The sequence below is a fragment of the Microbacterium meiriae genome (genome assembly GCF_032364335.1).
Lineage (GTDB): Bacteria > Actinomycetota > Actinomycetes > Actinomycetales > Microbacteriaceae > Microbacterium > Microbacterium meiriae.
In genome coordinates, this window is the sequence record NZ_CP133984.1 from 881,943 (window position 1) to 907,310 (window position 25,368).

General features: G+C 70.6%; 27 protein-coding genes. 10 read left to right on the plus strand and 17 right to left on the minus strand.

Annotated elements, in window-relative coordinates; all coding sequences use genetic code 11:
* The first annotated feature begins 54 nt into the window (after window positions 1-54).
* Window positions 55-1,908, plus strand: coding sequence for a DUF4012 domain-containing protein (locus RI211_RS04215; RefSeq protein ID WP_315637369.1), 1,854 nt, complete (start codon window positions 55-57; stop codon window positions 1,906-1,908).
* On the opposite strand, the gene RI211_RS04220 is transcribed toward RI211_RS04215, so the two are convergent.
* Genes RI211_RS04220 through RI211_RS04230 form a run of 3 tightly spaced genes read right to left on the minus strand, consistent with a single transcriptional unit; the run spans window position 1,905 to window position 4,062 of the window.
* A complete protein-coding gene (locus RI211_RS04220; protein ID WP_315637370.1) occupies window positions 1,905-2,618 on the minus strand; it encodes an arsenate reductase/protein-tyrosine-phosphatase family protein in 714 nt (237 codons plus the stop codon). The genes RI211_RS04215 and RI211_RS04220 overlap by 4 nt on opposite strands.
* Window positions 2,615-3,091, minus strand: coding sequence for a VanZ family protein (locus RI211_RS04225; RefSeq protein ID WP_315637371.1), 477 nt, complete (start codon window positions 3,089-3,091; stop codon window positions 2,615-2,617). The genes RI211_RS04220 and RI211_RS04225 overlap by 4 nt, the downstream gene beginning before the upstream one ends.
* A gap of 35 nt (window positions 3,092-3,126) precedes the next feature.
* A complete protein-coding gene (locus RI211_RS04230; RefSeq protein ID WP_315637372.1) occupies window positions 3,127-4,062 on the minus strand; it encodes a Ppx/GppA phosphatase family protein in 936 nt (311 codons plus the stop codon).
* A 28-nt stretch (window positions 4,063-4,090) separates the two neighbouring features.
* On the opposite strand from RI211_RS04230, the gene coaA reads away from it, so the two are divergent.
* The 8 genes from coaA to RI211_RS04270 all read left to right on the plus strand — a co-directional run bounded on the left by coaA (window position 4,091) and on the right by RI211_RS04270 (window position 12,792).
* A complete protein-coding gene (gene coaA / locus RI211_RS04235; protein ID WP_071327518.1) occupies window positions 4,091-5,044 on the plus strand; it encodes a type I pantothenate kinase in 954 nt (317 codons plus the stop codon).
* 64 nt (window positions 5,045-5,108) lie between these two features.
* Window positions 5,109-6,956: a glutamine--fructose-6-phosphate transaminase (isomerizing) gene (gene glmS, locus RI211_RS04240; RefSeq protein ID WP_280567385.1), complete on the plus strand. Its 1,848-nt coding sequence runs from the start codon at window positions 5,109-5,111 to the stop codon at window positions 6,954-6,956.
* Between the two features lie 105 nt (window positions 6,957-7,061).
* Window positions 7,062-7,421 (plus strand): holo-ACP synthase, encoded by a 360-nt coding sequence (locus RI211_RS04245; protein WP_187663387.1) that lies wholly within the window; start codon window positions 7,062-7,064, stop codon window positions 7,419-7,421.
* Window positions 7,418-8,524 (plus strand): alanine racemase, encoded by a 1,107-nt coding sequence (alr, locus tag RI211_RS04250; RefSeq protein ID WP_315637373.1) that lies wholly within the window; start codon window positions 7,418-7,420, stop codon window positions 8,522-8,524. Before RI211_RS04245 ends, alr begins: the two co-directional genes overlap by 4 nt.
* Window positions 8,521-9,015 (plus strand): tRNA (adenosine(37)-N6)-threonylcarbamoyltransferase complex ATPase subunit type 1 TsaE, encoded by a 495-nt coding sequence (gene tsaE, locus RI211_RS04255; RefSeq protein WP_232089186.1) that lies wholly within the window; start codon window positions 8,521-8,523, stop codon window positions 9,013-9,015. Before alr ends, tsaE begins: the two co-directional genes overlap by 4 nt.
* Window positions 9,012-9,857 carry a response regulator transcription factor gene (locus RI211_RS04260; RefSeq protein ID WP_187663389.1) on the plus strand — a complete coding sequence of 282 codons (846 nt, stop codon included), beginning with the start codon at window positions 9,012-9,014 and terminating at the stop codon, window positions 9,855-9,857. The genes tsaE and RI211_RS04260 overlap by 4 nt, the downstream gene beginning before the upstream one ends.
* 209 nt (window positions 9,858-10,066) lie before the next feature.
* Window positions 10,067-11,659: a sensor histidine kinase gene (locus RI211_RS04265; protein ID WP_280567395.1), complete on the plus strand. Its 1,593-nt coding sequence runs from the start codon at window positions 10,067-10,069 to the stop codon at window positions 11,657-11,659.
* Window positions 11,656-12,792, plus strand: a complete 1,137-nt coding sequence (locus RI211_RS04270; protein ID WP_315637374.1) for a hypothetical protein — start codon at window positions 11,656-11,658, stop codon at window positions 12,790-12,792. The genes RI211_RS04265 and RI211_RS04270 overlap by 4 nt, the downstream gene beginning before the upstream one ends.
* A 7-nt stretch (window positions 12,793-12,799) precedes the next feature.
* On the opposite strand, the gene csrA is transcribed toward RI211_RS04270, so the two are convergent.
* From csrA to RI211_RS04330, 12 genes are read right to left on the minus strand one after another with little or no spacing between them, the layout of a single operon-like run.
* On the minus strand, window positions 12,800-13,051 hold the full coding sequence (csrA, locus tag RI211_RS04275; RefSeq protein WP_025104370.1) for a carbon storage regulator CsrA: 252 nt from the start codon (window positions 13,049-13,051) through the stop codon (window positions 12,800-12,802).
* 4 nt (window positions 13,052-13,055) lie between these two features.
* A complete protein-coding gene (locus tag RI211_RS04280; protein WP_187663394.1) occupies window positions 13,056-15,119 on the minus strand; it encodes a flagellar biosynthesis protein FlhA in 2,064 nt (687 codons plus the stop codon).
* Entirely contained in the window at window positions 15,116-16,207 is a 1,092-nt protein-coding gene (locus tag RI211_RS04285) for an EscU/YscU/HrcU family type III secretion system export apparatus switch protein (RefSeq protein ID WP_315637375.1), read from the minus strand. The genes RI211_RS04280 and RI211_RS04285 overlap by 4 nt, the downstream gene beginning before the upstream one ends.
* Window positions 16,204-16,965, minus strand: a complete 762-nt coding sequence (locus RI211_RS04290) for a flagellar biosynthetic protein FliR (protein WP_268777207.1) — start codon at window positions 16,963-16,965, stop codon at window positions 16,204-16,206. Before RI211_RS04290 ends, RI211_RS04285 begins: the two co-directional genes overlap by 4 nt.
* Window positions 16,966-16,969: 4 nt before the next feature.
* Entirely contained in the window at window positions 16,970-17,242 is a 273-nt protein-coding gene (gene fliQ, locus RI211_RS04295) for a flagellar biosynthesis protein FliQ (protein WP_025104366.1), read from the minus strand.
* Complete coding sequence (gene fliP / locus RI211_RS04300; protein ID WP_187663397.1) at window positions 17,239-18,048, minus strand: flagellar type III secretion system pore protein FliP; 810 nt, start codon at window positions 18,046-18,048, stop codon at window positions 17,239-17,241. Before fliP ends, fliQ begins: the two co-directional genes overlap by 4 nt.
* Window positions 18,045-18,482, minus strand: coding sequence for a FliO/MopB family protein (locus RI211_RS04305; protein WP_232089187.1), 438 nt, complete (start codon window positions 18,480-18,482; stop codon window positions 18,045-18,047). The genes fliP and RI211_RS04305 overlap by 4 nt, the downstream gene beginning before the upstream one ends.
* A gap of 50 nt (window positions 18,483-18,532) precedes the next feature.
* A complete protein-coding gene (gene fliN, locus RI211_RS04310) occupies window positions 18,533-19,192 on the minus strand; it encodes a flagellar motor switch protein FliN (RefSeq protein ID WP_187663398.1) in 660 nt (219 codons plus the stop codon).
* Window positions 19,189-20,109 carry a flagellar motor switch protein FliM gene (locus RI211_RS04315; RefSeq protein ID WP_232089266.1) on the minus strand — a complete coding sequence of 307 codons (921 nt, stop codon included), beginning with the start codon at window positions 20,107-20,109 and terminating at the stop codon, window positions 19,189-19,191. The genes fliN and RI211_RS04315 overlap by 4 nt, the downstream gene beginning before the upstream one ends.
* Before the next feature lie 49 nt (window positions 20,110-20,158).
* Window positions 20,159-20,968, minus strand: coding sequence for an OmpA/MotB family protein (locus RI211_RS04320; RefSeq protein ID WP_187663400.1), 810 nt, complete (start codon window positions 20,966-20,968; stop codon window positions 20,159-20,161).
* The gene (locus tag RI211_RS04325; RefSeq protein ID WP_071327503.1) at window positions 20,965-21,777 is read right to left on the minus strand and encodes a motility protein A; all 813 of its coding nucleotides are present in this window, start codon (window positions 21,775-21,777) and stop codon (window positions 20,965-20,967) included. Before RI211_RS04325 ends, RI211_RS04320 begins: the two co-directional genes overlap by 4 nt.
* Window positions 21,777-22,031 (minus strand): flagellar FlbD family protein, encoded by a 255-nt coding sequence (locus RI211_RS04330; RefSeq protein ID WP_187663401.1) that lies wholly within the window; start codon window positions 22,029-22,031, stop codon window positions 21,777-21,779. Before RI211_RS04330 ends, RI211_RS04325 begins: the two co-directional genes overlap by 1 nt.
* Before the next feature lie 218 nt (window positions 22,032-22,249).
* On the opposite strand from RI211_RS04330, the gene RI211_RS04335 reads away from it, so the two are divergent.
* Window positions 22,250-23,632, plus strand: coding sequence for a M23 family metallopeptidase (locus tag RI211_RS04335; protein ID WP_315637376.1), 1,383 nt, complete (start codon window positions 22,250-22,252; stop codon window positions 23,630-23,632).
* Between the two features lie 91 nt (window positions 23,633-23,723).
* Here the strand turns inward: RI211_RS04335 and RI211_RS04340 are convergent, their stop codons facing one another.
* Window positions 23,724-24,884 carry a flagellar hook protein FlgE gene (locus RI211_RS04340; protein WP_292794345.1) on the minus strand — a complete coding sequence of 387 codons (1,161 nt, stop codon included), beginning with the start codon at window positions 24,882-24,884 and terminating at the stop codon, window positions 23,724-23,726.
* A gap of 25 nt (window positions 24,885-24,909) precedes the next feature.
* Entirely contained in the window at window positions 24,910-25,368 is a 459-nt protein-coding gene (locus tag RI211_RS04345) for a flagellar hook assembly protein FlgD (RefSeq protein ID WP_136050650.1), read from the minus strand.

Below are 25,368 nucleotides of genomic sequence, written 5' to 3' on the forward strand. Positions count from 1 at the left end.
GAATCTCGCTCGACTACTCGGAGTTTCACATCCGAGTACGATTGAATGGGCCCGATGTCTTCTTCAACACGTTCCCGCGCCAGCCTTCGTGACGCCAACCTCCGTCGACGGCGGCGGCGCCCTCGACGGGCGCTCATCGTCTGGTCGATCGTTGGCGTCTTGGTCCTGCTGATCGCAGCTCTTACTGCTCTCACTGTGATCGTCGGATCGAAAGCTTTGGCAGTGCGGGACGCGCTGACCGGCGCCGTGCCTGTCGCGAAGGGACTGCCGGACATGGTCGTTGCCGGAGATATGCCCGGAGCCGTCGCGCAAGCCGGTGCCCTGAAGGAGATGTCGCGCGCGGCTGCAGCGGAGACGAAAGGCATCGAGTGGAAGATCGCGGAGAGCTTTCCGTTCGTCGGCGACGACCTCCAGGCAGTGCGCTCAGCGGCGGAGAGCGTCGACGAGATCGCTGACTTCGCTGTCGACTATCTTCCGAGGCTGGACATCAACGCGTTCCGTCCCGTCAACGGCGCAGTTGACCTGAACGCGCTTCACCAGCTCGAGGAAGTTGTGTCCGCCGGCGCTGCCGTTTTCTCGAACGTCGCCGACAGGATTGACGAGACAGACCGAGGCGCACTCCTGCCGCAGGTTAGCGGTGCGATCGAAACCCTTGACGATGCCGTAAGCGGAGTAGATGAGACGCTGGGCAGCTTCGCGCCGATCCTGGAGATCCTGCCCGCCGCCTTGGGTGAGGGCGGAACGCGTACCTACCTCCTCATGTTCCAGGGCAACTCTGAACTTCGTGCCTCTGGAGGCAACCCGGCAGCACTCGCGCTCGTGACGGCGACGGACGGCCGTATTGAGATGACAACGCAGGCGACGAGCGTCCAGTTCGCTAACGCGCGTCCCGAGAGCATCGCGCCGCTCGACGGTGAGACATCGTCACTGTATAGCGACATCATCGGCCGCTGGATTCCGAACATGACGGCAACCCCGGACTTCCCGACGACTGTCGAAATCATGCGCGCATGGTGGGCCGACGAGGGCCTCCCTCCGTTCGATGACGTCATCTCTACCGATCCGGTCGCGCTCAGCTATATCCTGCGTGCCACAGGGCCCATTCCCCTCGCTACGGGCGAGACACTGACGAGCGAGAACGCGGTGTCCCTGTTGCTCAACGAGGTCTATTACCAGTACGGCGAGTACGTGCCGGGGAAGGTCCTCGACGCCTCCCCTCAGGACGCATTCTTCGCCGCAGCGGCGGCGCAAATCTTCAGCACACTGACGGCCGGTGTCAACAGTCCGATGGCGTTCCTCGACGCGCTGCGTCAGGCATCTGACGAAAGCCGATTGAAGATCTGGTCGTCGAACGAGAAGATTCAGTCGATGATGGCGGACACGAAGCTCGCTGGAACCCTCCCAAAGTCGAACGAGAACAAGACCGTGGCCGGGGTCTACTTCAACGACACGACGGGTGCCAAGACCGACTACTACGCGGACGCGACCATCGTCTCCAACACGGATCAGTGCACCGCGGCCGGCCAGCCGACATTCACTCAGGAAATCACGTTCGCCAACAACATCACGCCCGAACAGGCCCAAGACCTGCCGTTCTTCATCACCGGTCCGCATTACCGTCCGGGGGATATCGCGACCGACGTTGTCGTTTACACGCCCGTTGGCGCCTCGGTGGAGTCCTGGAACGTAGAGGGCGCCGCGAGGGCCAGTCTCGTGTCTGAGGGGCAGCACCTTGGACGCGACGCAATCCGGCTCAGCGTGCTCACCCCGCCGCAGACCGCCGCGACGATCACCGTCACGATGAAGGGCGCTGAAGGCACCACAGGGGCCGATTACGGGCCGTACGATGTCTGGACCACGCCGATGGTGCGCGAGACCCCGGTCACCCTGGAGACGCCCGGCTGCTAGCGAAGCGCCGCCTGGACGATCCGCTCGACCTCGCTCAGCGCGGGGGCGAGCTGCGCACCCGAGAGCGCGTAGGTCTCCCGCGAACGGCGGTACGGATCGATGACGTCGTCGTCCTCCGGCCGTGCGGGGGTGAGGCCGCGCTGATCCCCGACGGCGCGGAGCACGGCGGCGAACCGGTCGCGCAGCGCTCCGTCCCCCCGGGCGGCGTCCTGGACCTCGTCGGTGCTCAGCGTGGAGGCGAGCCGTGCGAACTCGCGCAGCGTGAACGTGCGTCGGAGAGCACCCGGCACCATCTTCACGACGGTGGAGCGGTGCTCGCGCGCCATCGTCAGCACGAGGTCGGCGCCTGTGATGTAGGGCTCGACGAGGTAGCGGGCGCGGTGAGCGGCGGCGATCGCCGGATCGGCCCCGCCGAGCGTCGCGAGTTCGAGGGCTTCCTCCGGCATGCCGTGCCCGTCGAGCGCGTGCGTCCCGGCGCTGTGCACGCGGACGCCCAGCGGCTCGAGGCGCTGTCGGAGCAGCACCTCGGCGAGCGGAGAGCGGCAGATGTTCCCGGTGCACACCGTCAGGATGGTCAGCGTCTCGCCGGCAGGGGCGATCGGGCTGACGTCGTTCTCGGCGGCGGGGGTGGGCGCGGGTCGGTCCTGCTGCTCGCGCCACTCTCGGCGGCTCATGCCGGCCGGCGGGCCGTCGAGGGGAGGGAGGGTCACGAAGCCAGCCTAGGGTCCCTCGGTCCGTCCGGACCGCGTGACAACAGGGCCAGCAGCAGAGTCGCCACGACGGCTCCGAGGAAGGTGCCGGTGGTGTTGGCGATCACATCGCTGAGCGTGGGGAACCGGGACGGCATCAAGCCCTGCACCGACTCGATCACGACGCTCAGCAGACCACCGGCGAGCGTGACCTGCCAGAGTCGAAGCCGTGGCCAGGCGAAGGGCAGCAACAGCCCGACAGGGACGAAGAGGGCGACGTTGGCCAGGATCTCCAGCACCACGGCGCTCGGCTGGTAGGGCGCGATGCCGGCTTCCGCGACCCAGCGGGCCATCACGCCCACGAGACCCGTGACCTTGGACGACACGGCCGCGGGCAGCCAGACGGTGAAGCCCACGAACAGCAGGTAGCCGACCAGGGCGACGCGGGCTGCCACCCTGCCGCGCGGGGCACGGGGGGCGAGGGTCGGGGTCATGGCGTCATGCTATCCGCGCCGCCGGAGCAGCCCTCTCAGGATCGCGACCCGAGCTGCTCGATGTACCGCAGCAGCACTCCTTCGCGCAGCGCCCACGGCGACACCTCCAGCTCCTCCACCCCCAGTGCGCTCATCGCAGCATGCAGCGACACCGCGGCCGCCACGATCTGGAACGTCCGGTCGGGCGTGATCCCCGGGAGCTCCTGGCGCGCCGAGGCGGGAAGGCGCGCGAGCCGCGGGATCCACGACCCGAGCGCCTCGCGGGGGAGCAGCATCCGCTCGATCCCGGACCAGCCGGGGACGGGATAGCCGACCAATCGTGCGAGCGAACGGATCGCCTTGGAGGACCCCACGACGTGGTCCGGACGGGGGAGGGCATGGAACCGGGGGACGACCGCGTCGAGAGTCGCTGCGGCGTGTGCCCGCAGCCGCTCCACATCGTCCTCACCCGGCGGATCCTGCGGGAGGAACTGCACCGTCATGCGCCCGGCTCCGAGCGGCACGGAGGCGGCAACGTCCGGCACCTCCTCGGCGCCCGCGGCGATCTCCAGGGAGCCGCCGCCGATGTCGAGGAGCAGCAGCTGGCCGGCGGACCACCCGAACCAGCGCCGCACCGCGAGGAAGGTGAGCGCGGCCTCGGTCTCCCCGTCGAGCACCTGGAGCGGCTGACCAAGGACGGCCTCGACGCGGGCGATCACCTCGGCGCCGTTGCGGGCATCGCGCACGGCGCTCGTGGCCGTGGCGAGGAGCGCGTCCACGCGTTCCGCCTCCGCCACCCGGCGCGCCTGCGCGACAGCGGTCTCCAGGGCCTGCACGCCGTCCTCCGCGATCGCCCCGTCCGGGGTGAGGTACCGCATGAGGCGCAGCACGGTCCGGTCGCTCGTGGTCGCGAGCGGTCGTCCACCCGGGCGCACGTCGGCGGCGAGCATGTGGACGGTGTTGGATCCGATGTCGAGGACTCCCAGGCGCACGGGATGAGGATACTCGCGCGCGGTTACGATGGACGACGTGACCACCGCCGACCCCACACTGCCGCTGTCGCCGTACCGGGAGATCGGGCGCGCGGAGTGGGCGCGTCTCGCCGCCGGACTCGACCAGCCCCTGACCGAGACCGAGGTCGTGGAGCTGCGGGGGATCGGCGATCGCCTCGACCTCACCGAGGTCCGTGAGGTGTACCTCCCGCTGAGCCGGCTGCTGAGCCTGTACGCGAGCGCGACGAAGCAGCTCGGTGCGGCCACCTCGTCGTTCCTCCAGGAGGACGACACGACCACGCCCTTCGTCGTCGGTGTCGCCGGCTCCGTGGCCGTGGGCAAGTCGACCATCGCCCGGCTCCTCCGCGAGCTGATGAGCCGGTGGCCGGGGACGCCGCGCGTGGAGCTGGTGACGACGGACGGCTTCCTCTACCCGAACGCCGAGCTGGAGCGCCGGGGCCTCATGGACCGCAAGGGCTTCCCGGAGTCGTACGACCGCCGGGCGCTGATCGAGTTCCTCACGGAGGTCAAGAGCGGAGCGCCCGAGGTGCGGGCGCCGTTCTACTCCCACATGCGCTACGACATCGTGCCGGACGCGCACGTCGTGGTGCGCCGCCCCGACGTCGTGATCGTCGAGGGGCTCAACGTCCTGCAGCCTCCGCCCGCGCCGAACGACGTCGCCGTCAGCGACCTCTTCGACTTCTCGATCTTCGTGGACGCCGACACCGCGCACATCGAGAAGTGGTACGTCGACCGGTTCCTCGCGCTGCGGCAGGGGGCCTTCAGCAACCCCTCGTCCTACTTCAACGTGTTCGCGCACCTCACCGACGAGGAGGCGATCACCACCGCACTGGGATATTGGAACGAGATCAACATGCCGAACCTCGTCGAGAACGTCATGCCCACGCGGCACCGCGCGCGGCTGGTTCTGCGCAAGGGCGCGGATCACGACGTGGAGAGCGTGCTGCTGCGCAAGCTCTGAGGCGCCCTGGCGGGCGTCCTATTGTTCGGACGACTCGCAAAAATTCCCGCTTACCCTTATCCCCATGTGTGGAATCGTCGGATACGTGGGCCCGCGGCCCAGCCAGGACATCCTTCTCGCCGGCCTCGCCCGGCTCGAGTACCGCGGCTATGACTCCGCGGGCATCGCCGTGATCGACGGCGACGGAACGCTGGGCATGCGCAAGAAGGCGGGCAAGCTCGCCATGCTGCGCGACTCGCTCGGCGATGCACCCCTCGCCGACGGCACGACCGGCATCGGTCACACCCGGTGGGCCACGCACGGCGGCCCGACCGACGTCAACGCGCACCCGCACCTCGCCGACGACGACAAGCTCGCGGTGATCCACAACGGCATCATCGAGAACTTCGCCGCGCTGCGCGACGAACTCCTCGCCGACGGCGTCGCCTTCCGCAGCGAGACCGACACCGAGGTGGCCGCGGCTCTGCTCGGCCGCGAGTACGCTGGCAACGGGGGCGACCTCGCGCTCGCGTTCCGCGCCGTCGTCAACCGCCTCGAGGGCGCCTTCACGCTCCTCGCGATGCACCAGGACCACCCGGGTCTCGTCGTCGGCGCTCGCCGCAACTCGCCGCTCGTGATCGGCCTGGGCGAGGGGGAGAACTTCCTCGGCTCCGACGTCGCCGCCTTCGTGGAGCACACCCGCAAGGCCCTCGCGATCGGTCAGGACCAGATCGTCTCGATCACCCCCGACGCGGTGACCGTGACCGACTTCGCCGGCACGCCCGTCGCCGCCGAGCCGTTCGACGTCTCGTGGGACGCCGCCGCCGCCGAGAAGGGCGGATGGTCGAGCTTCATGGCCAAGGAGGTCGCGGAGCAGCCGGAAGCCGTCGCGAACACGATCCGCGGCCGCATCCGCGACGGTCAGGTCGTCATCCCGGAGCTGGACGGTCTCGACGACCTGTTCGTCGGCATCAACCGCGTCATCATCACCGCGTGCGGCACCGCGTCCTACGCGGCCCTCGTCGGCAAGTACGCGATCGAGCAGTGGGCGCGCGTGGCGGTCGACGTCGAGCTCGCCCACGAGTTCCGGTACCGCGACCCCGTCATCGGCGCGGACACCCTCGTCGTCTCGATCAGCCAGTCCGGCGAGACCATGGACACCCTCATGGCCGTGAAGTACGCCCGGGAGCGCGGTGCCCGCACGCTGTCCGTCTGCAACACGCAGGGGGCGACGATCCCGCGCGAGTCCGACGCCGTCGTCTACACGCACGCCGGCCCGGAGGTCGCCGTCGCCTCGACCAAGGCGTTCTCCGCCCAGATCACGGCCCTGCTCCTGCTCGGCCTGCACATGGGACGCGTCCGCGGCGTCGTGGCCGACGCCTCGACCGATGTCGAGGAGCTCGCCGCGCTGCCGGAGAAGGTCGCGAAGGTGCTGGAGAGCGAGCACGAGCACGTGACCCAGCTCGCGGGCTGGATGGCCGACACCCGTTCGGTGCTGTTCCTCGGTCGCCACGTGGGCTACCCGATCGCGCTCGAGGGTGCGCTCAAGCTCAAGGAGATCTCCTACATCCATGCGGAGGGCTTCGCCGCCGGCGAGCTCAAGCACGGTCCGATCGCGCTGATCGAGCCGGGCCAGCCCGTGTTCGTGCTCGTGCCGTCGCCGCGGCACTCGGCACTCGTGCACTCCAAGGTCGTCTCCAACATCCAGGAGATCCGCGCCCGCGGTGCCCGCGTGATCGTGGTGGCGGAGGAGGGCGACGCCGCCGTGCTGCCCTTCGCCGACGAGGTCATCCACATCCCGCTCGCCGGCCCGATGTTCGAGCCGCTGCTGGCCGTCGTCCCGCTGCAGATCTTCGCGATGGCGCTGGCGACCGCGAAGGGCCTCGACGTGGACCAGCCGCGCAACCTCGCGAAGTCCGTCACGGTGGAGTGACCGCCGACCCACCCTGTTCTGTTCGCCCCACCCCTCTGCGTGCGCACGCAGAGGGGTGGGGCGTTCGTAACGGGGTGGGTGGGGAAGCCCGAGTAGGCTGAACGCGTGATCATCGGCACCGGCATCGACCTCGTGGACATCCCGCGGTTCGAGCGCACGATGACCAGGACGCCTCGTCTGCGGGAGCGGCTGTTCGCCCCGTCCGAACGGGAGCTCCGGCTGCCGTCCCTGGCCGCGCGGTACGCCGCGAAGGAAGCGCTGATCAAGGCCCTCGGCGGCTCCGACGGCGTGCACTGGACCGAGATCGAGATCGCCTCCGAGCCCTCAGGACGGCCGCATTTCGTGCTGTCCGGATCCACCGCCGCGGTGGTCGAGGAACGCGGCATCCTCACGCTGCACCTCACCCTCACCCACGACGCCGGTCTCGCCGCCGCGTTCGTCGTCGCCGAAGGAGCCCCGCTGTGACCGTCCCGTTCCGCGAGGCGACGATCGACCTGGATGCGATCGCCGACAACGTGCGGCACTTCCGTCGCCTGACCGGCGTGGAGGTGCTCGTCGTCGTGAAGGCGAACGCGTACGGCCACGGTGCCACCGCGGCCGCCGTGGCGGCTCTCTCCGCCGGCGCCACCCGCCTCGGCGTGGCCGAGATTCCGGAGGCACTGGAGCTGCGGCGTCAGGGCGTGCACGCCCCGATCGTGGCCTGGCTGCACGCTCCGGGGGAGCGCTTCGTCCAGGCGGCCGCCGAGGGGATCGAGCTCGGCATCTCGTCATACGACCAGCTGCAGGCGGCGGCCGCCGCCGCATCCGGAGACGGCCCGGTCGCCGTGCACCTGAAGCTCGAGACCGGGTTGTCGCGCAACGGCATCGCCCCCGACGACTGGGGGACGGTGCTCGCGGAGGCCGCCCGCCTGGAGCGCATCGGACGGGTCAGGGTCGTGGGACTCTTCAGCCACCTCTCCAACGCCTCGCCCGCCGACGACCGTGCCGCGCTCGCCCGATTCGAGGAAGGGGTGGCGCAGGCCGCCGCGCTCGGCGTGCGACCCGAGATCCGACACATCGCCGCCACGGCCGCCGCCATCGACCTTCCCGAGACGCGACTGGACGCCGTCCGCATCGGCATCGGCACCTACGGCCTCTCGCCCTTCGACGACCGCTCCTCGGCGGAACTGGGCCTGCGTCCGGCCATGACCCTTCGTGGGGCGGTCGCCGCCGTGCGGCGCGTTCCCGCCGGCACCGGCGTCTCCTACGACTACGCGCACCGCACGGACCGGGAGACCACCCTGGCGCTCGTGCCGCTGGGGTATGCCGACGGCGTCCCCCGCAGCGCCTCGGGGCGACTGCCCGTGTCCATCGGAGGGCGGCGCTACACGAACGTGGGACGGATCGCGATGGATCAGTTCGTCGTGGACGTCGGCGACGCCCCGGTCGCGGTCGGCGACGAGGTCACTCTCTTCGGGGACCCGACCCTCGGCGTGCCCTCGGCCGCGGACTGGGCGGAGGCCGCCGGCACCATCGGCTACGAGATCGTCACCCGCATCGGTCACCGGGTGCCGCGGAGGACGACGTGAGCCTGGACCCGGCGTTCCTCGGACGCCGGCAGATCGCCACCTCCGACGAGATGGAGCAGCTCGGGCTGCGCATCGGCGAGCAGCTCGAACCGGGCGACCTGCTCATCCTCACCGGACCCCTGGGGGCGGGCAAGACCACGTTCACCCGGGGTCTGGCCGAGGGACTCGGTGTGCGGGGACCCGTGCAGAGCCCGACCTTCGTGATCGCCCGCACCCACCCGTCCCTGGTCGGCCGAGCGCCGCTCGTGCACGTGGACGCGTACCGCCTCGGCTCCGCCGCCGAACTCGACGACCTCGACCTCGATCTGGAGCGGTCGGTCGTGGTCGTGGAGTGGGGCCGCGGCATGGCGGAGGAGCTCGCCGACGCCTGGTGGGACGTCGAGATCGAACGCCCCGTCGGAGCCGGCGACGACGAGGACGACCTCGACCCCTCGGAGCTGGATGCCGACGCGCCGCGCTTCGTCACGATCGCCCGCGAGGAGCGCGCGTGACGGGGGAGACGCCGCTGGTCGCGGTCATCATCGAAGACGACCCCGGTGTGCGGTCGCTCCTGGACGAGGTGTTCCTCGCCGCGGGCTTCCGCACCGTGCTGGCGGGTTCCGGTCCGGACGGTCTCGCGGCAGTGGCGGCGCACCACCCGATCATCACCACCCTCGACATCAACCTCCCCGGCATCGACGGGTTCGAGGTCGCGCGACGCATCCGACGGGTCAGCGACACCTTCATCATCATGCTGTCCGCCCTCGCCGAGGAGTCGGACGTGGTGCTGGGCCTCACCTCCGGTGCCGACGAATACCTCGTCAAGCCCTTCCGGCCGCGCGAGCTGCGGGCACGGATCGAGGCGCTCCTCCGCCGTACCCGCCTGTCCGCGGCGGACAAGGGGACGCCCGCGGCCGCGAGCGCACCGCCGCCCCGGGTCACCGTCTCGACGGCCTCCGCGGCGTCGAGCGCGTCCCTGCCGGTCATCGCCGCCGCCGACGCCACCGTCGCCACCTGGCGAGGGCTCGTGCACCGCGACCTCAGCCTCGACCTCGACACGCGTCTCGTGCTCGTCTCCCAGCGCCCCGTCGAACTCACCCCCACCGAGTTCGACCTGCTCGCCGCGCTCCTCGAGGCCGGCCGCAGAGTCTGCAGCAAAGCCGACCTCGCACGAGGGCTGCGCGGGCTCTCCGGAGATGCGTTCGACCGGGTGAGCGAGCCGGACAAACGGGCCATCGAGACGCACATGGCCAATCTGCGCCGGAAGCTCGGTGACAACCCGAACGCCCCGCGCTACATCGAGACGGTGCGCGGCGTCGGCTACCGTCTGACCTCCGACGACCGGCCCGTCTGAGGAGAGGGGTCGAGGCCGCGGCTCCCCCACCGCGGCCCCGGATGCCTGCGAATCCCCACTCGCGCGGCCCCAGCTTCTGCGAAATCCCCAGTCGCAGCGTCGGCTCCCACTCAGAATCGTAGGACGGGAAGGCCGCCTGAAGAGCGCGAAGTGACGATCTTTGAGTAATCTTGCGTGAATGCTGAGGATCGACCGGGAGGCGGGCCTTGATGATCCGCACGGTCTCGATCTGGCGGTGGCAGCTGGTGTTCACCGCGAGCATCGTCGCCATCGTGGTGATGGTCGCGGGCTTCAAGCCGCAGACCCTCGCGATCCCGCTGTTCATCGGGGGGATCGGCCTCATCGTGGTCACCACCCTCGTGGCGCTCATGGTGCCCTGGCGGCGCTTGCCGCGCACGGCGGTGACGATCCTCCCGCTGCTGGACGTGCTCGGGGTGGGACTGACGACGAACGTGCCGGATCTCCGGCTCGGCTTCCTCTGGGTGTTCCCGGTGGTCTGGCTGGCGACCTACTTCTCGATGCCCTGGGTGTTCGTCGGCATCGTCCTCAGCGGCGGCTGCCTCGTGTTCTTCGCGGACCGCTCCGGGCCGCCGGAGGACGTGCTGCTCCGGGTGCTCACCGTCGTCATCACCCTGAGCTTCCTCGGCGTGACCGTCCGTATCGGTGCCCAGCGCTCCGGTGCGGCGCGGCGGCTCCTGCAGCGCCGTTCCGAGCAGGTGAACAGGGCGGCGGAGCGGGCCGAGACGAACCAGGAGCGCGTCACGCAGGTCATCGACGCGCTGGGCATCGCGCTGGTGGTGGTCACCTCCGCGGGCCGCGTCCTGCAGATGAACGACGCCTACCGCGCCCTGTACGGCCGCGACCGCTTCGGCACAGCGCTCCCGTCGGCCTCCGTCGAGTACGACGCGCGGCGCGGAACGGCTCTGACGCCGGAGCGCACCACGCTGGCACGAGCCGCCGCGGGGGAGCAGATGCGGGAGGAGCGGGTGTGGCTGTACGACGGTGCAGGGCAGTGGCATGCCCTGGCCGTGACCACCCAGCCCATCGCAAGTGCCCGGGAGGGGGAGAGCATCACCCTCGTCGTCATCGATGACGTCACCGCCCTCCTCGAGGCCGCCGAGGAGCGTCGGGCGCTGACCGCCGTGATCTCCCACGAGCTGCGCAACCCGCTCACGGCGATCATCGGCCATGTCGAGCTCCTCCGGGAGCGCGACGACCTCCCCGGCCGGGTGCCGGCGCAGATCGAGGTCATCGCGGACGCCGGGGAGCGGCTGCAGGATCTCGTCACGAGCATGCAGGCTCAGACGGGGCGGATCTCGCACGATCCCTTCGAGCCGGTGGACCTGCGCGTGGTCGTGGAGGAGTCCGCCGCATCGTTCGCGCCCCTGATGGGCGCCGCGCGCCAGGAACTCGTGCTCGATGGGGCGGAGCGGGTGGTGATCACGGGAGACGCGTTCCGGTTGCGTCAGGTGGTGGACAACCTCCTGGGCAACGCCGCCAAGTACACGGAGGGAGGCGGTCGCATCACGGTACGGCTGGTGGAGTCCGACGGCCATGCGGAGGTCACGGTGGCGGACACGGGGATCGGCATCTCCGAGGACGAGCTGCCGCGGCTGTTCGAGCCGTACTTCCGCGCCGACAGTGCCGTGCGCGGCGGCATCCCCGGTACCGGGCTCGGCATGGGCATCGCGCGGGACATCGTGGTCGCACACGGCGGCGTCATCCTCGTGTCGAGCGAGGTGGACGTCGGCACCACCGTCACCGTCCGTTTCCCCCGACGAACGAAAGAGGACCCCGTATGACACCGCTCGTGCCCGTGAGCGTCGATGTCACCACGAGCATGGTGGCGGTGGTGACCGTGCTCACCGCGGTCGTCGTCGGTCTCGCGACCCTCGCCCGACCGAGCAGGGCGACCATCGTCTGGGGGGTCGCCTTCGGTATCGGGATGCTCGGCGCCTACCTGTGGCTGGCCGGGCACCACACCGGCAGCCCTGTGCTGCGGGCGGCCGCGTCCGCCATCGTCGTCTGCTTCGTGCCGCTGGTGTGGATCGGCGTGCGGATGCATTTCGAGCGCACGGCACCCTGGCTTCCGGTCATCGTCGCGCTCGTCGGGGTGCCCGCAGCCCTGATCCTGACGGCGGGCACGCGCTGGTATCTGCCGGTGTTCCACGTCGTCTTCCTGGCGATGGCGGTCTTCGCCGGGCTGCTCGCCTGGGAGCTGACGCGCGGGCAGCCGGCGACGCGGGACATCGTCCTGCCGCTCGCGCTCGCCGCGTGCGGCTTCGTGGTGGTCGCCGTCGTCAGCGCGGGATCCGCCCTCGTCTCCGGGGGCGTGAGCACCGAGGAGCAGCTCAGCGCGCTCCGCGGAGTGAACGCCCTCGGGACGATCGTCATGAGCACCTGCGCGGCGTTCACGCTCGTGCTCCTCGTGCGGGTGGAGAGCGCGCCGCCGGGGACCGACGGCGCCGCGAACCGTGCCAGGGATCGTCTGCGCAAGGCGGCAGCGCAGAAGGACCCCGCGTGGTCGGTCCTCGACGTCCGCCTGGACGATCCCGCCGACCTCCGCGAGGCGTCGAGCAGCGCCGGGTTCCGACGCATCGCTGACCGGTTCCACGCGGACATCTGCGACGCGCTCCCGGCGACCGCCGATGCGGAACGGGTCGCCGACGACCGCGCGATCGTCCTCATCCACGGCAGCGACGAGGCGGTGCGCTTCCATCTGCGGGCGATCCTGGGATCCGTGTCGATCATCGACCTGGACGCGCCGGCGACCGGCATCCGTTCCTCCGCGAGCATCGGCTGGGCGACGGCATCCGTCGCCGGGTACGACTACGACGCTCTCGTCGCGGCGGCGGCATCGGCGGCGTGCCGGGCGCGCGATGCCGGTGGGGATCAGTGGAAGCGGGCGCAGGAGTCGGACCTGGCCGCTGTCTGACCCGCCGCTAGGGGGTCTGCTTCTCGCGCCCGCGCGCGAGTGCCGCGGTGATGGCGTCCGCGGCGCTCGCGTCGGTGTCGGCGGCGGCGGAGACGTTCTCGGCGACGACGGCCTCGATGATCTCGGTGCGCTGGATGCGGGTCTCCCGCGGGGCCTTGACGCCGATGCGCACGCTGTCGCCCTTGATGTCGAGCAGCGTGACCTCGATCTCGCCGTCGATGCGTACGCTCTCACCGATCCGCCTCGTCAACACCAGCATTCGTTCAGCCTACTGGTGCGGCGGGGGCGGCCCCGAGCGACGCGGTGGAGGAGTCCCGGACCACCCCGATCGTCTCGATCGTGAGGGCGGCCGCGGTCGCCTCGCTGTAGGAGAGCACGGGGAGGCCGTCGGTCTGCGCCGACACCAGCCGCCGCACGGCGGGGCGCAGCGACGGTGCGCACACGAGCACCGGCTCTCCGCCGTCCGTCTGCGCGGCCACGGCCTGCTTCACCGACGCGATCACCGCTTCCATCCGCGGTGGATCGAAGACGATCTGAGAGCCCTCGTCGCCGGGGCGGAGGCTCTCCAGCATCGCCTGCTCCAGCAGCGGGGCGATCATCACGACCCGGAGCGTGCCGTCCTCGGCGAAGCGGGAGGCGATGGCAGGCCCCAGCGCGGCGCGGGCGGCCTCGATCAGCCCCTCCGGATCGGTGGAGACCTTGGCACGGAGCGCGAGCGCCTCGTAGATGCGGCTGAGGTCGTTGATGGGCACGCGCTCGGCGAGCAGGCCCTGCAGCACCCGCTGCACCTCCGCGAGCGAGAGCAGGGCGGGCGTGAGCTCCTCGACCGCCGACGGGGAGACCTGCTTCAGGGCGTCGGTGAGCTGGCGGACGTCCTCCCGCGTGAGCAGACGGGCGGCGTGCGTCTGGATCACGCTCGACAGATGGGTGATGATGACGCTCGCCCTGTCGATCACCGTGGCCCCGGCGAACTCCGCGCTGTGACGCATCTCCATCGGGATCCACTTGCCCTCGAGACCGAACACCGGGTCCAGAGCGGCGGTCCCCGGCAGGCTGTCCAACCCCTGCCCGAGGGCCAGGACCGACCCGGTGGGCGCGGTGCCGCGTCCGGTCTCGACACCGGCGATGCGGATGACGTACGTCGCCTGGGGGAGTTCGATGCTGTCCCTCGTGCGCACGGGCGGGGTGACCAGACCGAGGTCGAGTGCGATGCGGCGCCGCAGCGCCTTCACCCGGGCGAGGAGGTCGTCGGGGCCGCCGGTGACCAGGTCGACGATGTCGGGGGCGAGCAGGATCTCCAGAGGATGCACCCGCATGCGCTCGATGAGCTCCTCGGGCTGGTCCACCGGCGCGGGAGCCGGGGCCTGTGCGGCCTCCGCCTCCTCGCGCTTGCGGGTCGCGGTGATGCGCTGCGCGATGAGGAGCAGCAGGGCGCCGATCACCAGGAAGGGGAGCATCGGCATGTGCGGGATGAGCGACATGACGATGGCCGCGCATCCCGCGATGATGAGGGCGTTGCGCGACTGGCCGAGCTGCGTGGACGCGGCCGATCCCATCTCGGCCTCGGCGGTCGAGCGGGTGACGATCATGCCGGTCGAGACCGCCATGAGCAGGGCGGGGATCTGCGTGACGAGGCCGTCGCCGATCGTGAGCAGGCTGTAGGTGCTCACCGCCTGGTCGATCGACATGCCGTGCTGCACGAGGCCGATCGCGATGCCGCCGACGAGGTTGATGATGATGATGACGAGTCCGGCGATCGCGTCGCCCTTGACGAACTTCGAGGCGCCGTCCATCGCCCCGTAGAAGTCGGACTCGGCCGCCACCTCCGCCCGGCGTTCGCGGGCCTCGGTGTCGCTGATGAGGCCGGCGTTGAGATCGGCGTCGATGGCCATCTGCTTGCCCGGCATCGCGTCGAGCGTGAACCGGGCGCCCACCTCGGCCACGCGCTCTGCACCCTTGGTCACCACGACGAACTGGATGACGACGAGGATGAGGAAGACCACGGCGCCGATGATGAGCGAGCCGCCCACCGCGATCGCCCCGAACGCCTCGATCACCTGTCCCGCATATGCCTCGCCGAGGACGAGGCGGGTGGAGGCGACGTTCAGCCCCAGCCGGAACAGCGTCGCCACGAGCAGCAGCGAGGGGAACACCGAGAAGTCGAGCGGCTTCTTCACGAACATCGACGTCAGCAGGATGACCAGCGCGAACATGATGTTGAGGATGATCAGCACGTCGAGCAGGAACGGCGGCACCGGGACGACGAGCAGCATGATGATGCCGACGACGCCGATCGGCACCCCGAGCGTGATGAGCAGCTTCTTCATACGGTCCTCCGATACGGGAGAGAGTGGATGCCGCGGGCGGCGCCTCGGCGCCGGAGCGCGTCGACGAACACGAGCACGCGTGCCACGGCGTTGTAGAGGTCTTCGGGGATCTCCTGACCCAGCTCGCACGCGGCGTGCAGGGCTCGGGCGAGGGTGACGTCACGGACGAGGGGGACGCCGGACTCGAGCGCCTTCTCGCGGATGCGCTCGGCGATGACCCCGCTGCCCTTCGCCACGACCTTCGGCGCGGACGTGCCGGGGTCGTACTCCAAGGCGATGGCGATGTGCGTGGGGTTGACGACCACGACGTCGGAGCCGGCGACCGCGGCGATCATGCGGTTGCGGCTCACCGCGAGCTGGCGCGACCGGCGCTGCTGACGGATGAGCGGATCGCCCTCGGAGTTCTTGTTCTCGTCGCGCACCTCGCGCTTGGTCATGCGGGTGTGCTTGCGGTTCCGGCGCATCACCACGAACAGGTCGATGGCCGCGAGCACCAGGCCCACCGCGATCGCGGTCTGCAGCAGCGCGGCGGTCCCGTCCGCCGCGGTGCCGAGCAGCCGGGAGATGGAGTGGGCGCCGCTCGCGGTGAGCACGGGCATGAGGCCGGCGATGACGACCCACAGGGCGAGGGCGATGGCGGCCGTCTTCAGCAGGGCCTTCGCCCCCTCCCAAAGGGCCTGCAGGCCGAACACCCGCCGGACCCCGGAGACGAGGTTGAACTGCTCGTAACGCCCGGACAGCTTCCGCAGATGCACGCCGCCCTGCACCACCGCACCGAACAGCGTCACGATCGCGACCGCGGCGAGCAGCGCCCCCAGGGTCGGCAGCACCGAGGCGAGGGCCCGCCCGAGGGCCGCGAGGGCGGCGTCCGGTGAGGGCGCCTGCATGAGCGAGGTGAGGGAGATGAGCTGCTCGGTGCCGGCGCCTGTCCCCGCGGCGATGGCGGCGGGCATCATGACGGCGGCGGCACCGATGCCGAGCCACGCCGTCAGGTCCTGGCTCCGGGCGATCCTGCCCTTCTGCCTGGCCTCGCGGAGGTGCTTCTCGGTGGCCTTCTCGCTGCGCTCGCCGCTGTCCGCCCCGCTCACGGCGTCACCCCCTGCATCATGCGGAAGGCCTGGGTGGCGAGGGCGTCGACGATGCCGGGGAACGCGACGTACACGGCACCGGCGAGCAGGAGGGTCAGCAGGATCTTGACCGGGAAGCCCATCGCGAAGGCGTTGAGTGCCGGCGCCACGCGCGTGATGAGCCCGAGCCCGACATCGGCGAGGAAGAGCACCAGCACCAGAGGGCCGGCGATCTGCACGGCCGCCAGCACCATCTGGGACACCCCGTCGACGAGCAGCTCGGTCGGTCCCGCCACCCGGAAGACGCCGTCGACCGGAACGGCGTCGAAGCTGCGGGCGAGCCCGGCGAGGATGAGCTGATAGCCGCCGGAGGCGAAGAGCAGCGTGAGCGCCGTCAGGTGGAACAGCCGGGTGAACTGCGCGCCGTTGACCATCGCCGCCGGGTCGAAGGCCTGGGCGAGCTGGAACCCGCCGAACACGTCGATCAGGCTGCCCGCGGCCTGCACCGCGGAGAAGCAGAGCAGCACGAGGAAGCCCAGCAGGGCACCGGTGAGGAGCTGGATCACGAGCGCGCCGAGGAACGGCCCCGTGTCGAGGCTCTCGTAGCCCGGGGCGACCGCGGCACCCACCGCGAGGGACAGTCCGATCGAGAGCATCGCCTTCACCCGCACCGGGATCGCCCGGTACGAGAACGGCGGGGCGATCATGATGAACGCCGTGATCCGCACGGCGGCGAGCAGCGTGGCCTCCAGCCACGCGAAGTCGATCGGGATGAACACGGGCTCATCCGCTCAGCAGAGACGGGATGCGGGCGAACATCTCGTTCGTGAAGGCGATGATCTCGGCGATCATCCAGTTCCCGGCGATGAGCAGGGCGATGCCGACGGCGACGATCTTCGGCACGAACGACAGCGTCACCTCCTGCACCTGGGTGATGGACTGCAGCAGCGAGATCGCGAAGCCCACCACGAGCGCCGTGATCAGCATCGGTGCGGCGAGCTTGGCCGCGATCAGCAGCCCCTGGGCGCCGATGTCGAGGACGGCCTCGGGGCTCATCCCACACCTCCGTAGCTCTCCAGGAGGGCTTTGATGATGAGCCCCCAGCCGTCGACGAGGATGAACAGCAGGATCTTGAACGGCAGCGAGATCATGACCGGCGGGAGCATCATCATGCCCATCGACATCAGCGCCGCGGCCACCACGAGGTCGATCACGAGGAACGGCACAAAGATCACGAAGCCGATGATGAACGCGGCCCGGAGCTCCGAGATCATGAACGCGGGGATGAGCGTGTACATCGGCACGCTCGCGGGGTCCTCCGGGTTGTCCTGCGCGGCCATACGGGTCATCAGCGCGAGGTCCTCCTCGCGCGTGTAGTGCAGCATCCACTCCCGCAGCGGGCCCTGCCCGACGTCGACGGCCTGTGTGAACGTGAGCGCGCCGTCGATGTACGGCTGGACGGCCAGCGTGTTGATCTCGGTCAGGACCGGCCACATGATGAACAGCGACAGGAAGAGCGACAGCCCGGCCAGCACCTGGTTCGGCGGGATGGTGGGGAGGGACAGCGCGTTCCTGGTCATGGCGAGCACCACGAAGATCTTCGTGAACGACGTCATCATCAAAAGCAGTGCGGGAGCCACCGACAGCAGCGTGATCCCCAGGAGGGTGAGGATCGATCCGGACGGCCCGCCGTCGATCCCGTTGATGTCGATCGTCACGCCCTCCCCGTCGTCCGGGGTGATCTCGGCGTGCGCGGCGCCGCCGGTGACGACGACGAGGACCAGGGCCAGGAGGATCGCGCCCGCGACGACGACGAGGAGCCGCGAGGCGCGAGCGCGATCGACGGCACGGCTCGCGCTCATCGGGCGCGCCGGAGGGCCTCGGCGGTCTGCCGCCAGGTATCGGGGGAGAGGATGGAACCGCGGAGCGGGTCGTTGCGGTGCCGTACGCGGCGACGGAGCTCCGGTGCGGCGGTGCCCGCTGCCGGGTTGCCGGTGAGGGCGGCCGCGGCGAGGATGCGGTCGAACTCGGCGTCGTCGCTCACCGGATCGCGCTCGGACGCGGATGTCGTCTCCGAGGTGTCCCGGAGCTCGGGTCGGACGGGGAGACGGTCGACCACGCTCACGCCGTGCTCGGTGACCCCGAGCACGTAGCGCGCGTCGTCGGTCTGCACGACCACGAGCTGCGCCTTCGGGCCGATGCCCTGGCGTCCGAGCACCGTGATCGCCTCCGCGTCACGGCGCCGCGCCTGGGTCTTCGACACCCGGCGCTGCAGGAACCAGAGCAGCCCGAGCACTGCGGCGAGCGACAGCCCGACCCGCAGCGCGAGCAGGAGGTCGTCCAGGGTCAGGCCTCGACGTTCTCGAGGATGCGGGTGATCCGCACCGCGTAGTCCTGATCCACGACGACGACCTCGCCGTGTGCGATCGTGCGTCCGTTGAGCTTGACGTCCGCCGGGGCTCCCGCGGAGCGGTCGAGCTCCACGATGCGACCCGGCTCGAGGTCGAGCACGTCGCGGACCGCCATGCGGGTGCGGCCGATCTCCACCGTGAGCTCCATCTCGACGCCCGCGATGCGGTGCAGGCGGCCGTCGGCTCCCGTCGGACGCGCCGGGCGATGCGTGATCCGCACCGCGAGTCGGCCGATGGTCCGCTCGGTGTGGTCCACGAGGTCGAAGAGCTGGGTCTGCGGGTCGGCGAAGACGGCCGAGGCGTCGCCGACCGCCGCCTCGCCCAGCAGCCCAGGGCCGAGGGCGGTCGCGGCGGCCTCGAGCGCATCCAGGAGCCGGTCCGTGAGCGGACGGTCCCCGAGGCCGTCGACCAGCACGTCGGCGTCGAGGAGCTGCACGGCGAGCTGCGCGCTCGCCTCTCCGACGAACTGCGCCACGACGGCCTCCCCGGTATCCCCGGACGCCTGGGAGGCGCGGGCGGTGACCGGTGCGGCGGTGGGCAGTCGCGCCGCGAACGCGGCGGCGACGGCGGACTCGTAGGCGGTGGTGCTGATCACGCGGACTCCTGAGCGGGGGCGGTTTCGGGGACGGTGGCGGTCACGACGCAGGCGAGGCGGGCACCGGCACTGCCGACGGCCGCCGTCGCGACGGTCTGATCGCCGACGGTGAGGAGCATCGGACGGTCGGCGGCATGCGGCAGGGGCAGCAGATCCCCGACGGCGAGGTCGAGCACCTCACGGGGCAGCACGGTCCGCGGTGCCAGCCGGAGCGCGATCTCGACCGGAGTCGATTCCACCTGGCGGCGCACGAGACCGGGGGTCTCGGAGCGGTCGGCGTCGGAGGCGCGCACCGCGAAGCCGGCGAGCACCGAGGCGGGGAGCATGATGCTGGCGGGGACGGTCCGGCCGCCGTGGCGCATCGACAGACGCGCCACGATCACCGGCTCCCCGGCGGCGGCGACCTGAGCGAACTGGGAGCTGTACTGGATGCCGGCGACGGCGACCCCGGTGGGCAGCAGTCCGTCGAGGCTGCCGGTGAGGTGATCGATCGCGTCGCCGATCAACGACCGGATCAGCGCCTGCTCGATCGGGGTGAACGTGCGGTCCTCGGCGGTGGCGGTGACCCGGCCGCCGACCATCTGCACGATCCAGGAGGTCGCGGTCGGGATCGGCACCTGCACGATCAGGCGCTCGTCGGAATCCGGCAGCGCGCACACGATCATGGTCGTGGTCGTGGGCAGCGACTGCGCGTACTCGCCGTACGTGAGCATGCCCACGTGCTCGACGGCGATGGTCGCGCGCACGTGGATCTTGCCCGAGAGCTGGGCCGACCATTGCCGGGCGAACGTCTCGAAGGCGAGCTCCAGGGTGCGGGCGTGCTCGCGCGACAGCGTCGCCGCCCGGCCGAAGTCGTAGACCTCGACGTCGGCGGTCGCCGTTTCCGCGCGCACTCGCGAGCGCACGCCGTCATCCATCACCACGAACCCGACTATCGGGCGGTGATCGGCGTGCGTTAGGGGCAGGTCAGGGGGAGGTCTGCGCAGCGCCCGCGGCAGGGATCAGCGCTCGCACCTCCTCGCTGGCGTCGGAGAGGATGACGATGTCCACGCGGCGGTTCTCGGCGAGCTGCTCGGGGGTGCTCCCGGCGGCCACCGGACGGGTGTCGCCGAAGCCCACGGATTTGAGGTGTGCGGGGGGCAGGCCGGCTGCCTCCACGAGATAGCGCAGCACCTGGGTCGAGCGTCCGGCCGAGAGCTCCCAGTTGGTCGGGAAGGGTGCGACCGAGCCGCGGGCGTCGGCGTGCCCCTCCACCGAGATCTCGTTCGGCGCGGAGACGAGGACCGAACCCAGAGCGTCCAGCACCTGCGTCGCGGCCGGACTGAGATCCGTGCTGTTGGTGGTGAAGAAGGTCTCCGCGCTCACCAATCCGATGGTCAGCCCGCGCTCATCGATCGTGAAGGTGACGTCGGTCTCCAGTCCCCGCTCCGCGAGGACCTGACGCAGCCGCTCGCGCAGGGCGGACAGCTCGTCGAACTCGCGCTCCGCGGCCTCCAGGCCCGTGTCGGCGAAGTCCTGGCCCTCGTCGTCGATCAGCTCCGGAGGCACGACCACGCCGCTGGTCACGTCGACGTCGTCCGAGGGCTCCTGGCCGAAACCCGTCGCGAGCGAGGCGCTGAGGGCCTCGAACTTCTCCTGATCGACCGTCGACATCGCGAACAGCACGATGAACATGCACATGAGCACCGTCACCATGTCCAGGTAGGACGCCATCCAGCGTTCGTCCGGTCCGCTGTGCTCGGACTCCTGGACACGGCGTCGGGTGCGCACGCTCATGAGAAGAGGTCCTCGTGCGCCTCCGTCTCCGCGGGCTGCTCGCGGCGGCGGGAGCGGCCGGGGGACCGGTCGGAGACGAGCGCGCTCAGACGTTCGCGGACGTGGGCGGGGGCGGCACCGGCCTGCACGGCGAGCATGCCCTCCATCAGCACCGTCATGCGTTCGAGCTCCAGCTCGCCGAGGCGCTGCAGCCGGCCGCCGATCGGCAGCCAGATGAAGTTCGCCGACAGCAGGCCCCATAGCGTGGCGACGAAGGCCGCGGCGATCATCGGGCCGAGCGTGTCCGGCTTGTCGAGCTTCTCCAGCACGTGGGTGAGGCTGACCACCGTGCCGATGATGCCCACCGTGGGAGCGAACCCGCCGAGGGTCATGTAGAAGCGCGAGGCGGTGCGGTTCCGGGCGGCGGTGGACGTGAGCTCGTCCTCGAGGAGCACCCGCAGGTCCTCCGCGTCCGTGCCGTCGGCGATGCTCTGCAGGGCCTGCCGCAGGAACGGGTCCTTCTCCTCGTCCAGACCCTGCTCCAGCGCGAGCAGGCCCTCGGAGCGGGCCTTCTCCGCGTAGCCGACCACGGTGTCGATCGTGCTCTGCGCGGTGCGCCGCTCGCCGCGGAAGGCGCGGGGGAGGGACTTCACGGCGTGCAGGGCGTCGCGCAGCGTGCCGCTGGCGAGCCCGACCGCGATCGTGGCGCCGAAGACGAGCACCATGGGAGCCGGGAGCAGGAGCGACCCGACCGTCGCGCCCTCCAGGTTGATCATGGCGATCAGGGCGCCGAACGCGAGGACGAGCCCGAGGATGAGAGACGGATCCATCAGGCGTCCCCTCCCGTCACGTCAGCGCCGGGCAGGGGGTCCTCGGTGCCGGCCGCGACCAGCGCGGCGGCGGTCGCGAGGACACCGGCGCGGAACCGGGTGATGCGGGCGATCACGTCGTCCATCGTCTCCGTGACGACGAAGGTCGCGCCGTCGACCATCGTGATCGTCGTGTCCGGCGTGGCCTGGACACGTTCGATCAGGTCGGGGTTCACCGCGAACCGGGAACGGTTCAGGCGCGTGAGGACGATCATGGGCTCCATCCTGGAAAAGCTCGCCCCGCCCGGAAGCGGGGAACCGACGGCCCGTCCTGGGCTGTCGGAGGGGACTGTCGGCCGGGCGCTGCGCGTCGTTAGCGCCGGTGCCCGAGCGGACGGGGATCTTCCTCACGACGGGCGCGTCGTCGCCGATAGGGATCAGGGGCGGGGGACGATGAGCAGCGGGCGAAGGGAGCCTTGTGCGGGATCGGAACGTGGAGAAGGCCGCGGCGACGGCGGCCGAAGAATGCGGCTGCGCGCCGACGGCGGCCGAGCGGGGCGCGCTGTGGCGCCAGCCGGTCAGCCGCCGCAGCGCCTTCGGGATCGGGGCGCTGGGCGTGGTCGCGCTCGCCGCCTTCGGCGTCGGGTCCGGCGTCACCGCCGCGCACGCGGCGTCCTACCCGAGCTGGGACGACGTCCAGCGGGCGAAGAACAACGAGGCGGCCAAGGCCGGTGAGGTCACCCGGATCCAGGGGTTGATCCAGTCCCTCGAGCGCAAGGTCGCCGAGACCCAGGCGGCGGCGCAGGTCGCGTCGGACGAGTTCTACGAGGCCCAGCAGGCGTACTTCGCGGCCATCACGGAGGCGGAGACCCTGCAGGCTCAGGCCGACGAGCAGTCGGCGCTCGCGGAGGAGACGGCGAAGAAAGCCGGTCAGGTCGCCGCCCAGCTGTACCGCAGCGGCGGGGACGACACCGCTCTGGAGCTGTTCTTCGCAGGGTCAGGCGCCAACGCCGACGAACTCCTGTCGCGCCTCGGCACGATGAACAAGTTCCTCGAGTACAACCAGACCACCTACGACAACGCCGTCTCGGCGCGCGACACCGCCCAGGCGCTGACGGCGCAGGCCGACGTCGCCCGGGACGAGCGCGACCGCCTGCAGCAGGTCGCCGAGCAGAAGATGGTCGCGGCGCAGCAGGCCGCGGACGCCGCGCAGGCCGCACTCGACGAGCAGGCGGCGAACCTCGAGACCCTCAAGGCGCAGCTGGCCGCCCTCAAGGACACCACGACCAAGACGGTCGCGGGATACCAGGCGGGCGTCGAGGCGCGGCGGCGGGAAGAGGAAGCCCGCCGCAAGCGCGAGGCTGCTGCGGCGGCCGCGGCGGCGGCAGCTGCCGCTCGGGGGACCAGTGGCGGTGGTGGCGGTGGCGGCGGCGGTGGTGGCGGCGGCTCCGCGGGCAACGGTGGCTGGGTCCGCCCGCACGGCGGCGCGCGCAGCTCGAGCTACGGCCCGCGCACCCCCATCTGCGGTCCTCAGGGCTGCTCGTCGAGTTTCCACTACGGTGCGGACCTCGCCAACGGCTGCGGCGCCGCGATCTACGCCGCGAACTCCGGCACGGTCGACTATGCCGGACCGAACGGGAACTACGGCAACTACATCCGCATCCAGCACGGCGGCGGCATCAGCACGGGATACGCCCACATCAAGCCGGGCGGCATCAACGTGCGCAGCGGACAGTGGGTGCGCTCCGGCCAGGTCATCGCCTATGCCGGTGACACCGGGCGATCGTTCGGATGCCACCTCCACTTCGAGGTCTACATCAACGGCGGGTACACGAACCCGGTGCGCTTCATGGAGCAGCGCGGCATCTACGTCTGACGCGCCCGAAACCCCGTGTTGTCGCCGAGGCCCCGCCGTATCCACGTGAATACGGCGGGGCCTCGGCGCGAAAGCGGGGTCTCGGGACGGATCAGCGCTTGAGGTTGGTGAGCTCCTGGAGGACCTCGTCGCTGGTGGTGATGATGCGGGCGTTCGCCTGGAAACCGCGCTGCGCGACGATGAGGTTCGTGAACTCCTGGGAGAGGTCGACGTTCGACATCTCCAGAGCACCGCTGATGATGCCGCCGAGGCCGCCGGTGCCGGGCTGTCCGAGCTCGGCCTGACCCGAGTTGCCGCTCGGACGGAACTGCGACGAGCCGACCTTCTCCAGACCCCCGGGGTTGACGAAGCCGGCGAGCGCGATGCGGGCCAGCACCTGGGTGTCGCCGTTGCTGAACGTGCCGACGAGGCTGCCGTCGTTCGTCAGGGCGTAGGAGCTCAGCGTGCCGGCCGGCTTGCCGTTCTGCTCCTTGATGGCGATGTCGCTGACGTCGGCGAAACCGGTCACCCCGGACAGGTCGACGGTGACGCCGCCGGACACGATGCTGCCGGCGCCGTTCTGCACGCCGTTGGTGAAGGTCAGCGCGGTGCTCGCGCCCGCGCCGTCCGTGACATCCCACCCGGTCGCGCTGCGCGTGAAGGTCAGTCGCAGGGTCAAGGCGGAGCCGTCGGCGCCGTACGTCTTGATGTCGCGCACGAGCGTCTCGCCGACCGGGGCGCCGGAGGGCAGGTTGCCCGTGGCCCGTGCGGTGGTGGTGGCCGCGGCCGGGCTGAGGGCGCCGACCGGGAGGGTGATGTCGCCGATGCCCTGGCCGGGGACGATCGCGCCGTTGCGCGCCGTCCACCCCTGGACGAGCGCGCCGCCGGCGCCGACCAGACGGCCGCTCGCGTCGAAGGTGAAGCCGCCGTTGCGGGTGTACAGCGTCTCGCCACCGGAGCGGACGACGAAGAACCCGTCGCCCGAGATCATCAGGTCGGTGGGAACGCCGGTCGGCTGCGGGGCGCCGCCGGCGAAGTTGGTGCTGATGCCGGCGACCTGCACGCCGAGCCCGACCTGGGCCGGGTTCTGTCCGCCCGTCGCCTGCTGCGGCAGCATCGAGTTGCGCAGCAGCTGCGAGAGGGAGTCCTGGAACTGCACGGACGAGGCCTTGAAGCCGGTCGTGTTGACGTTGGCGATGTTGTTGCCCGTGACGTCGAGCATGGTCTGGTGCGAGCGGAGTCCGGAGATTCCGGAGAAGAGGGAACGGAGCATGGTGATGCCTTTCTGGGGAGCGGGGTCAGGCAGCGGTGCCGGGGACGAGGGAAACGCCGGAGACGGCGTCGAGGGGGATCGACTTCTCTCCGATGGTCACGGTGGGGATGGCTCCCGCATAGGAGACCGCGGTGACGATGCCCTTCTGGGTGACACCGTCGGCGTCGACGTACTGCGCCTCCTGCCCGAGGAGGGCGGCGGCGGTCTGCCGCATGCTGAGCGCGAAGCTCTCGGTGCTCGTCGAGGCGAGCGCCGTCAGCTGCTCCATGGAGGCGAGCTGCGTGGTCTGCGAGATCATCTCGTTCGTGTTCATGGGGGAGCTCGGGTCCTGGTTGGTGAGCTGGGTCACGAGCAGCTTGAGGAACACCTCGGAGTCGAGCGTCTTCTTGCGCTCGGTCGCCGGGGTCGTGCTGCCGGTCTGCACACCGGACGTCGGCGTGGCACCCGGCGGGAGGGTGCCGGTGATGGAGTCGACCGTGGTCAT

Excerpts from the sequence above, each read along its gene's own strand:
- RI211_RS04215 (WP_315637369.1), top strand. The coding sequence starts at position 55 with ATGTCTTCTTCAACACGTTCCCGCGCCAGCCTTCGTGACGCCAACCTC.
- RI211_RS04225 (WP_315637371.1), bottom strand. The coding sequence starts at position 3,091 with ATGACCCCGACCCTCGCCCCCCGTGCCCCGCGCGGCAGGGTGGCAGCC.
- coaA (WP_071327518.1), top strand. The coding sequence starts at position 4,091 with ATGGACGACGTGACCACCGCCGACCCCACACTGCCGCTGTCGCCGTAC.
- glmS (WP_280567385.1), top strand. The coding sequence starts at position 5,109 with ATGTGTGGAATCGTCGGATACGTGGGCCCGCGGCCCAGCCAGGACATC.
- RI211_RS04265 (WP_280567395.1), top strand. The coding sequence starts at position 10,067 with ATGATCCGCACGGTCTCGATCTGGCGGTGGCAGCTGGTGTTCACCGCG.
- RI211_RS04270 (WP_315637374.1), top strand. The coding sequence starts at position 11,656 with ATGACACCGCTCGTGCCCGTGAGCGTCGATGTCACCACGAGCATGGTG.
- csrA (WP_025104370.1), bottom strand. The coding sequence starts at position 13,051 with ATGCTGGTGTTGACGAGGCGGATCGGTGAGAGCGTACGCATCGACGGC.
- RI211_RS04280 (WP_187663394.1), bottom strand. The coding sequence starts at position 15,119 with ATGAAGAAGCTGCTCATCACGCTCGGGGTGCCGATCGGCGTCGTCGGC.
- fliQ (WP_025104366.1), bottom strand. The coding sequence starts at position 17,242 with ATGAGCCCCGAGGCCGTCCTCGACATCGGCGCCCAGGGGCTGCTGATC.
- fliP (WP_187663397.1), bottom strand. The coding sequence starts at position 18,048 with ATGAGCGCGAGCCGTGCCGTCGATCGCGCTCGCGCCTCGCGGCTCCTC.
- RI211_RS04315 (WP_232089266.1), bottom strand. The coding sequence starts at position 20,109 with ATGGATGACGGCGTGCGCTCGCGAGTGCGCGCGGAAACGGCGACCGCC.
- RI211_RS04320 (WP_187663400.1), bottom strand. The coding sequence starts at position 20,968 with ATGAGCGTGCGCACCCGACGCCGTGTCCAGGAGTCCGAGCACAGCGGA.
- RI211_RS04325 (WP_071327503.1), bottom strand. The coding sequence starts at position 21,777 with ATGGATCCGTCTCTCATCCTCGGGCTCGTCCTCGCGTTCGGCGCCCTG.
- RI211_RS04330 (WP_187663401.1), bottom strand. The coding sequence starts at position 22,031 with ATGATCGTCCTCACGCGCCTGAACCGTTCCCGGTTCGCGGTGAACCCC.
- RI211_RS04340 (WP_292794345.1), bottom strand. The coding sequence starts at position 24,884 with ATGCTCCGTTCCCTCTTCTCCGGAATCTCCGGACTCCGCTCGCACCAG.
- RI211_RS04345 (WP_136050650.1), bottom strand. The coding sequence starts at position 25,368 with ATGACCACGGTCGACTCCATCACCGGCACCCTCCCGCCGGGTGCCACG.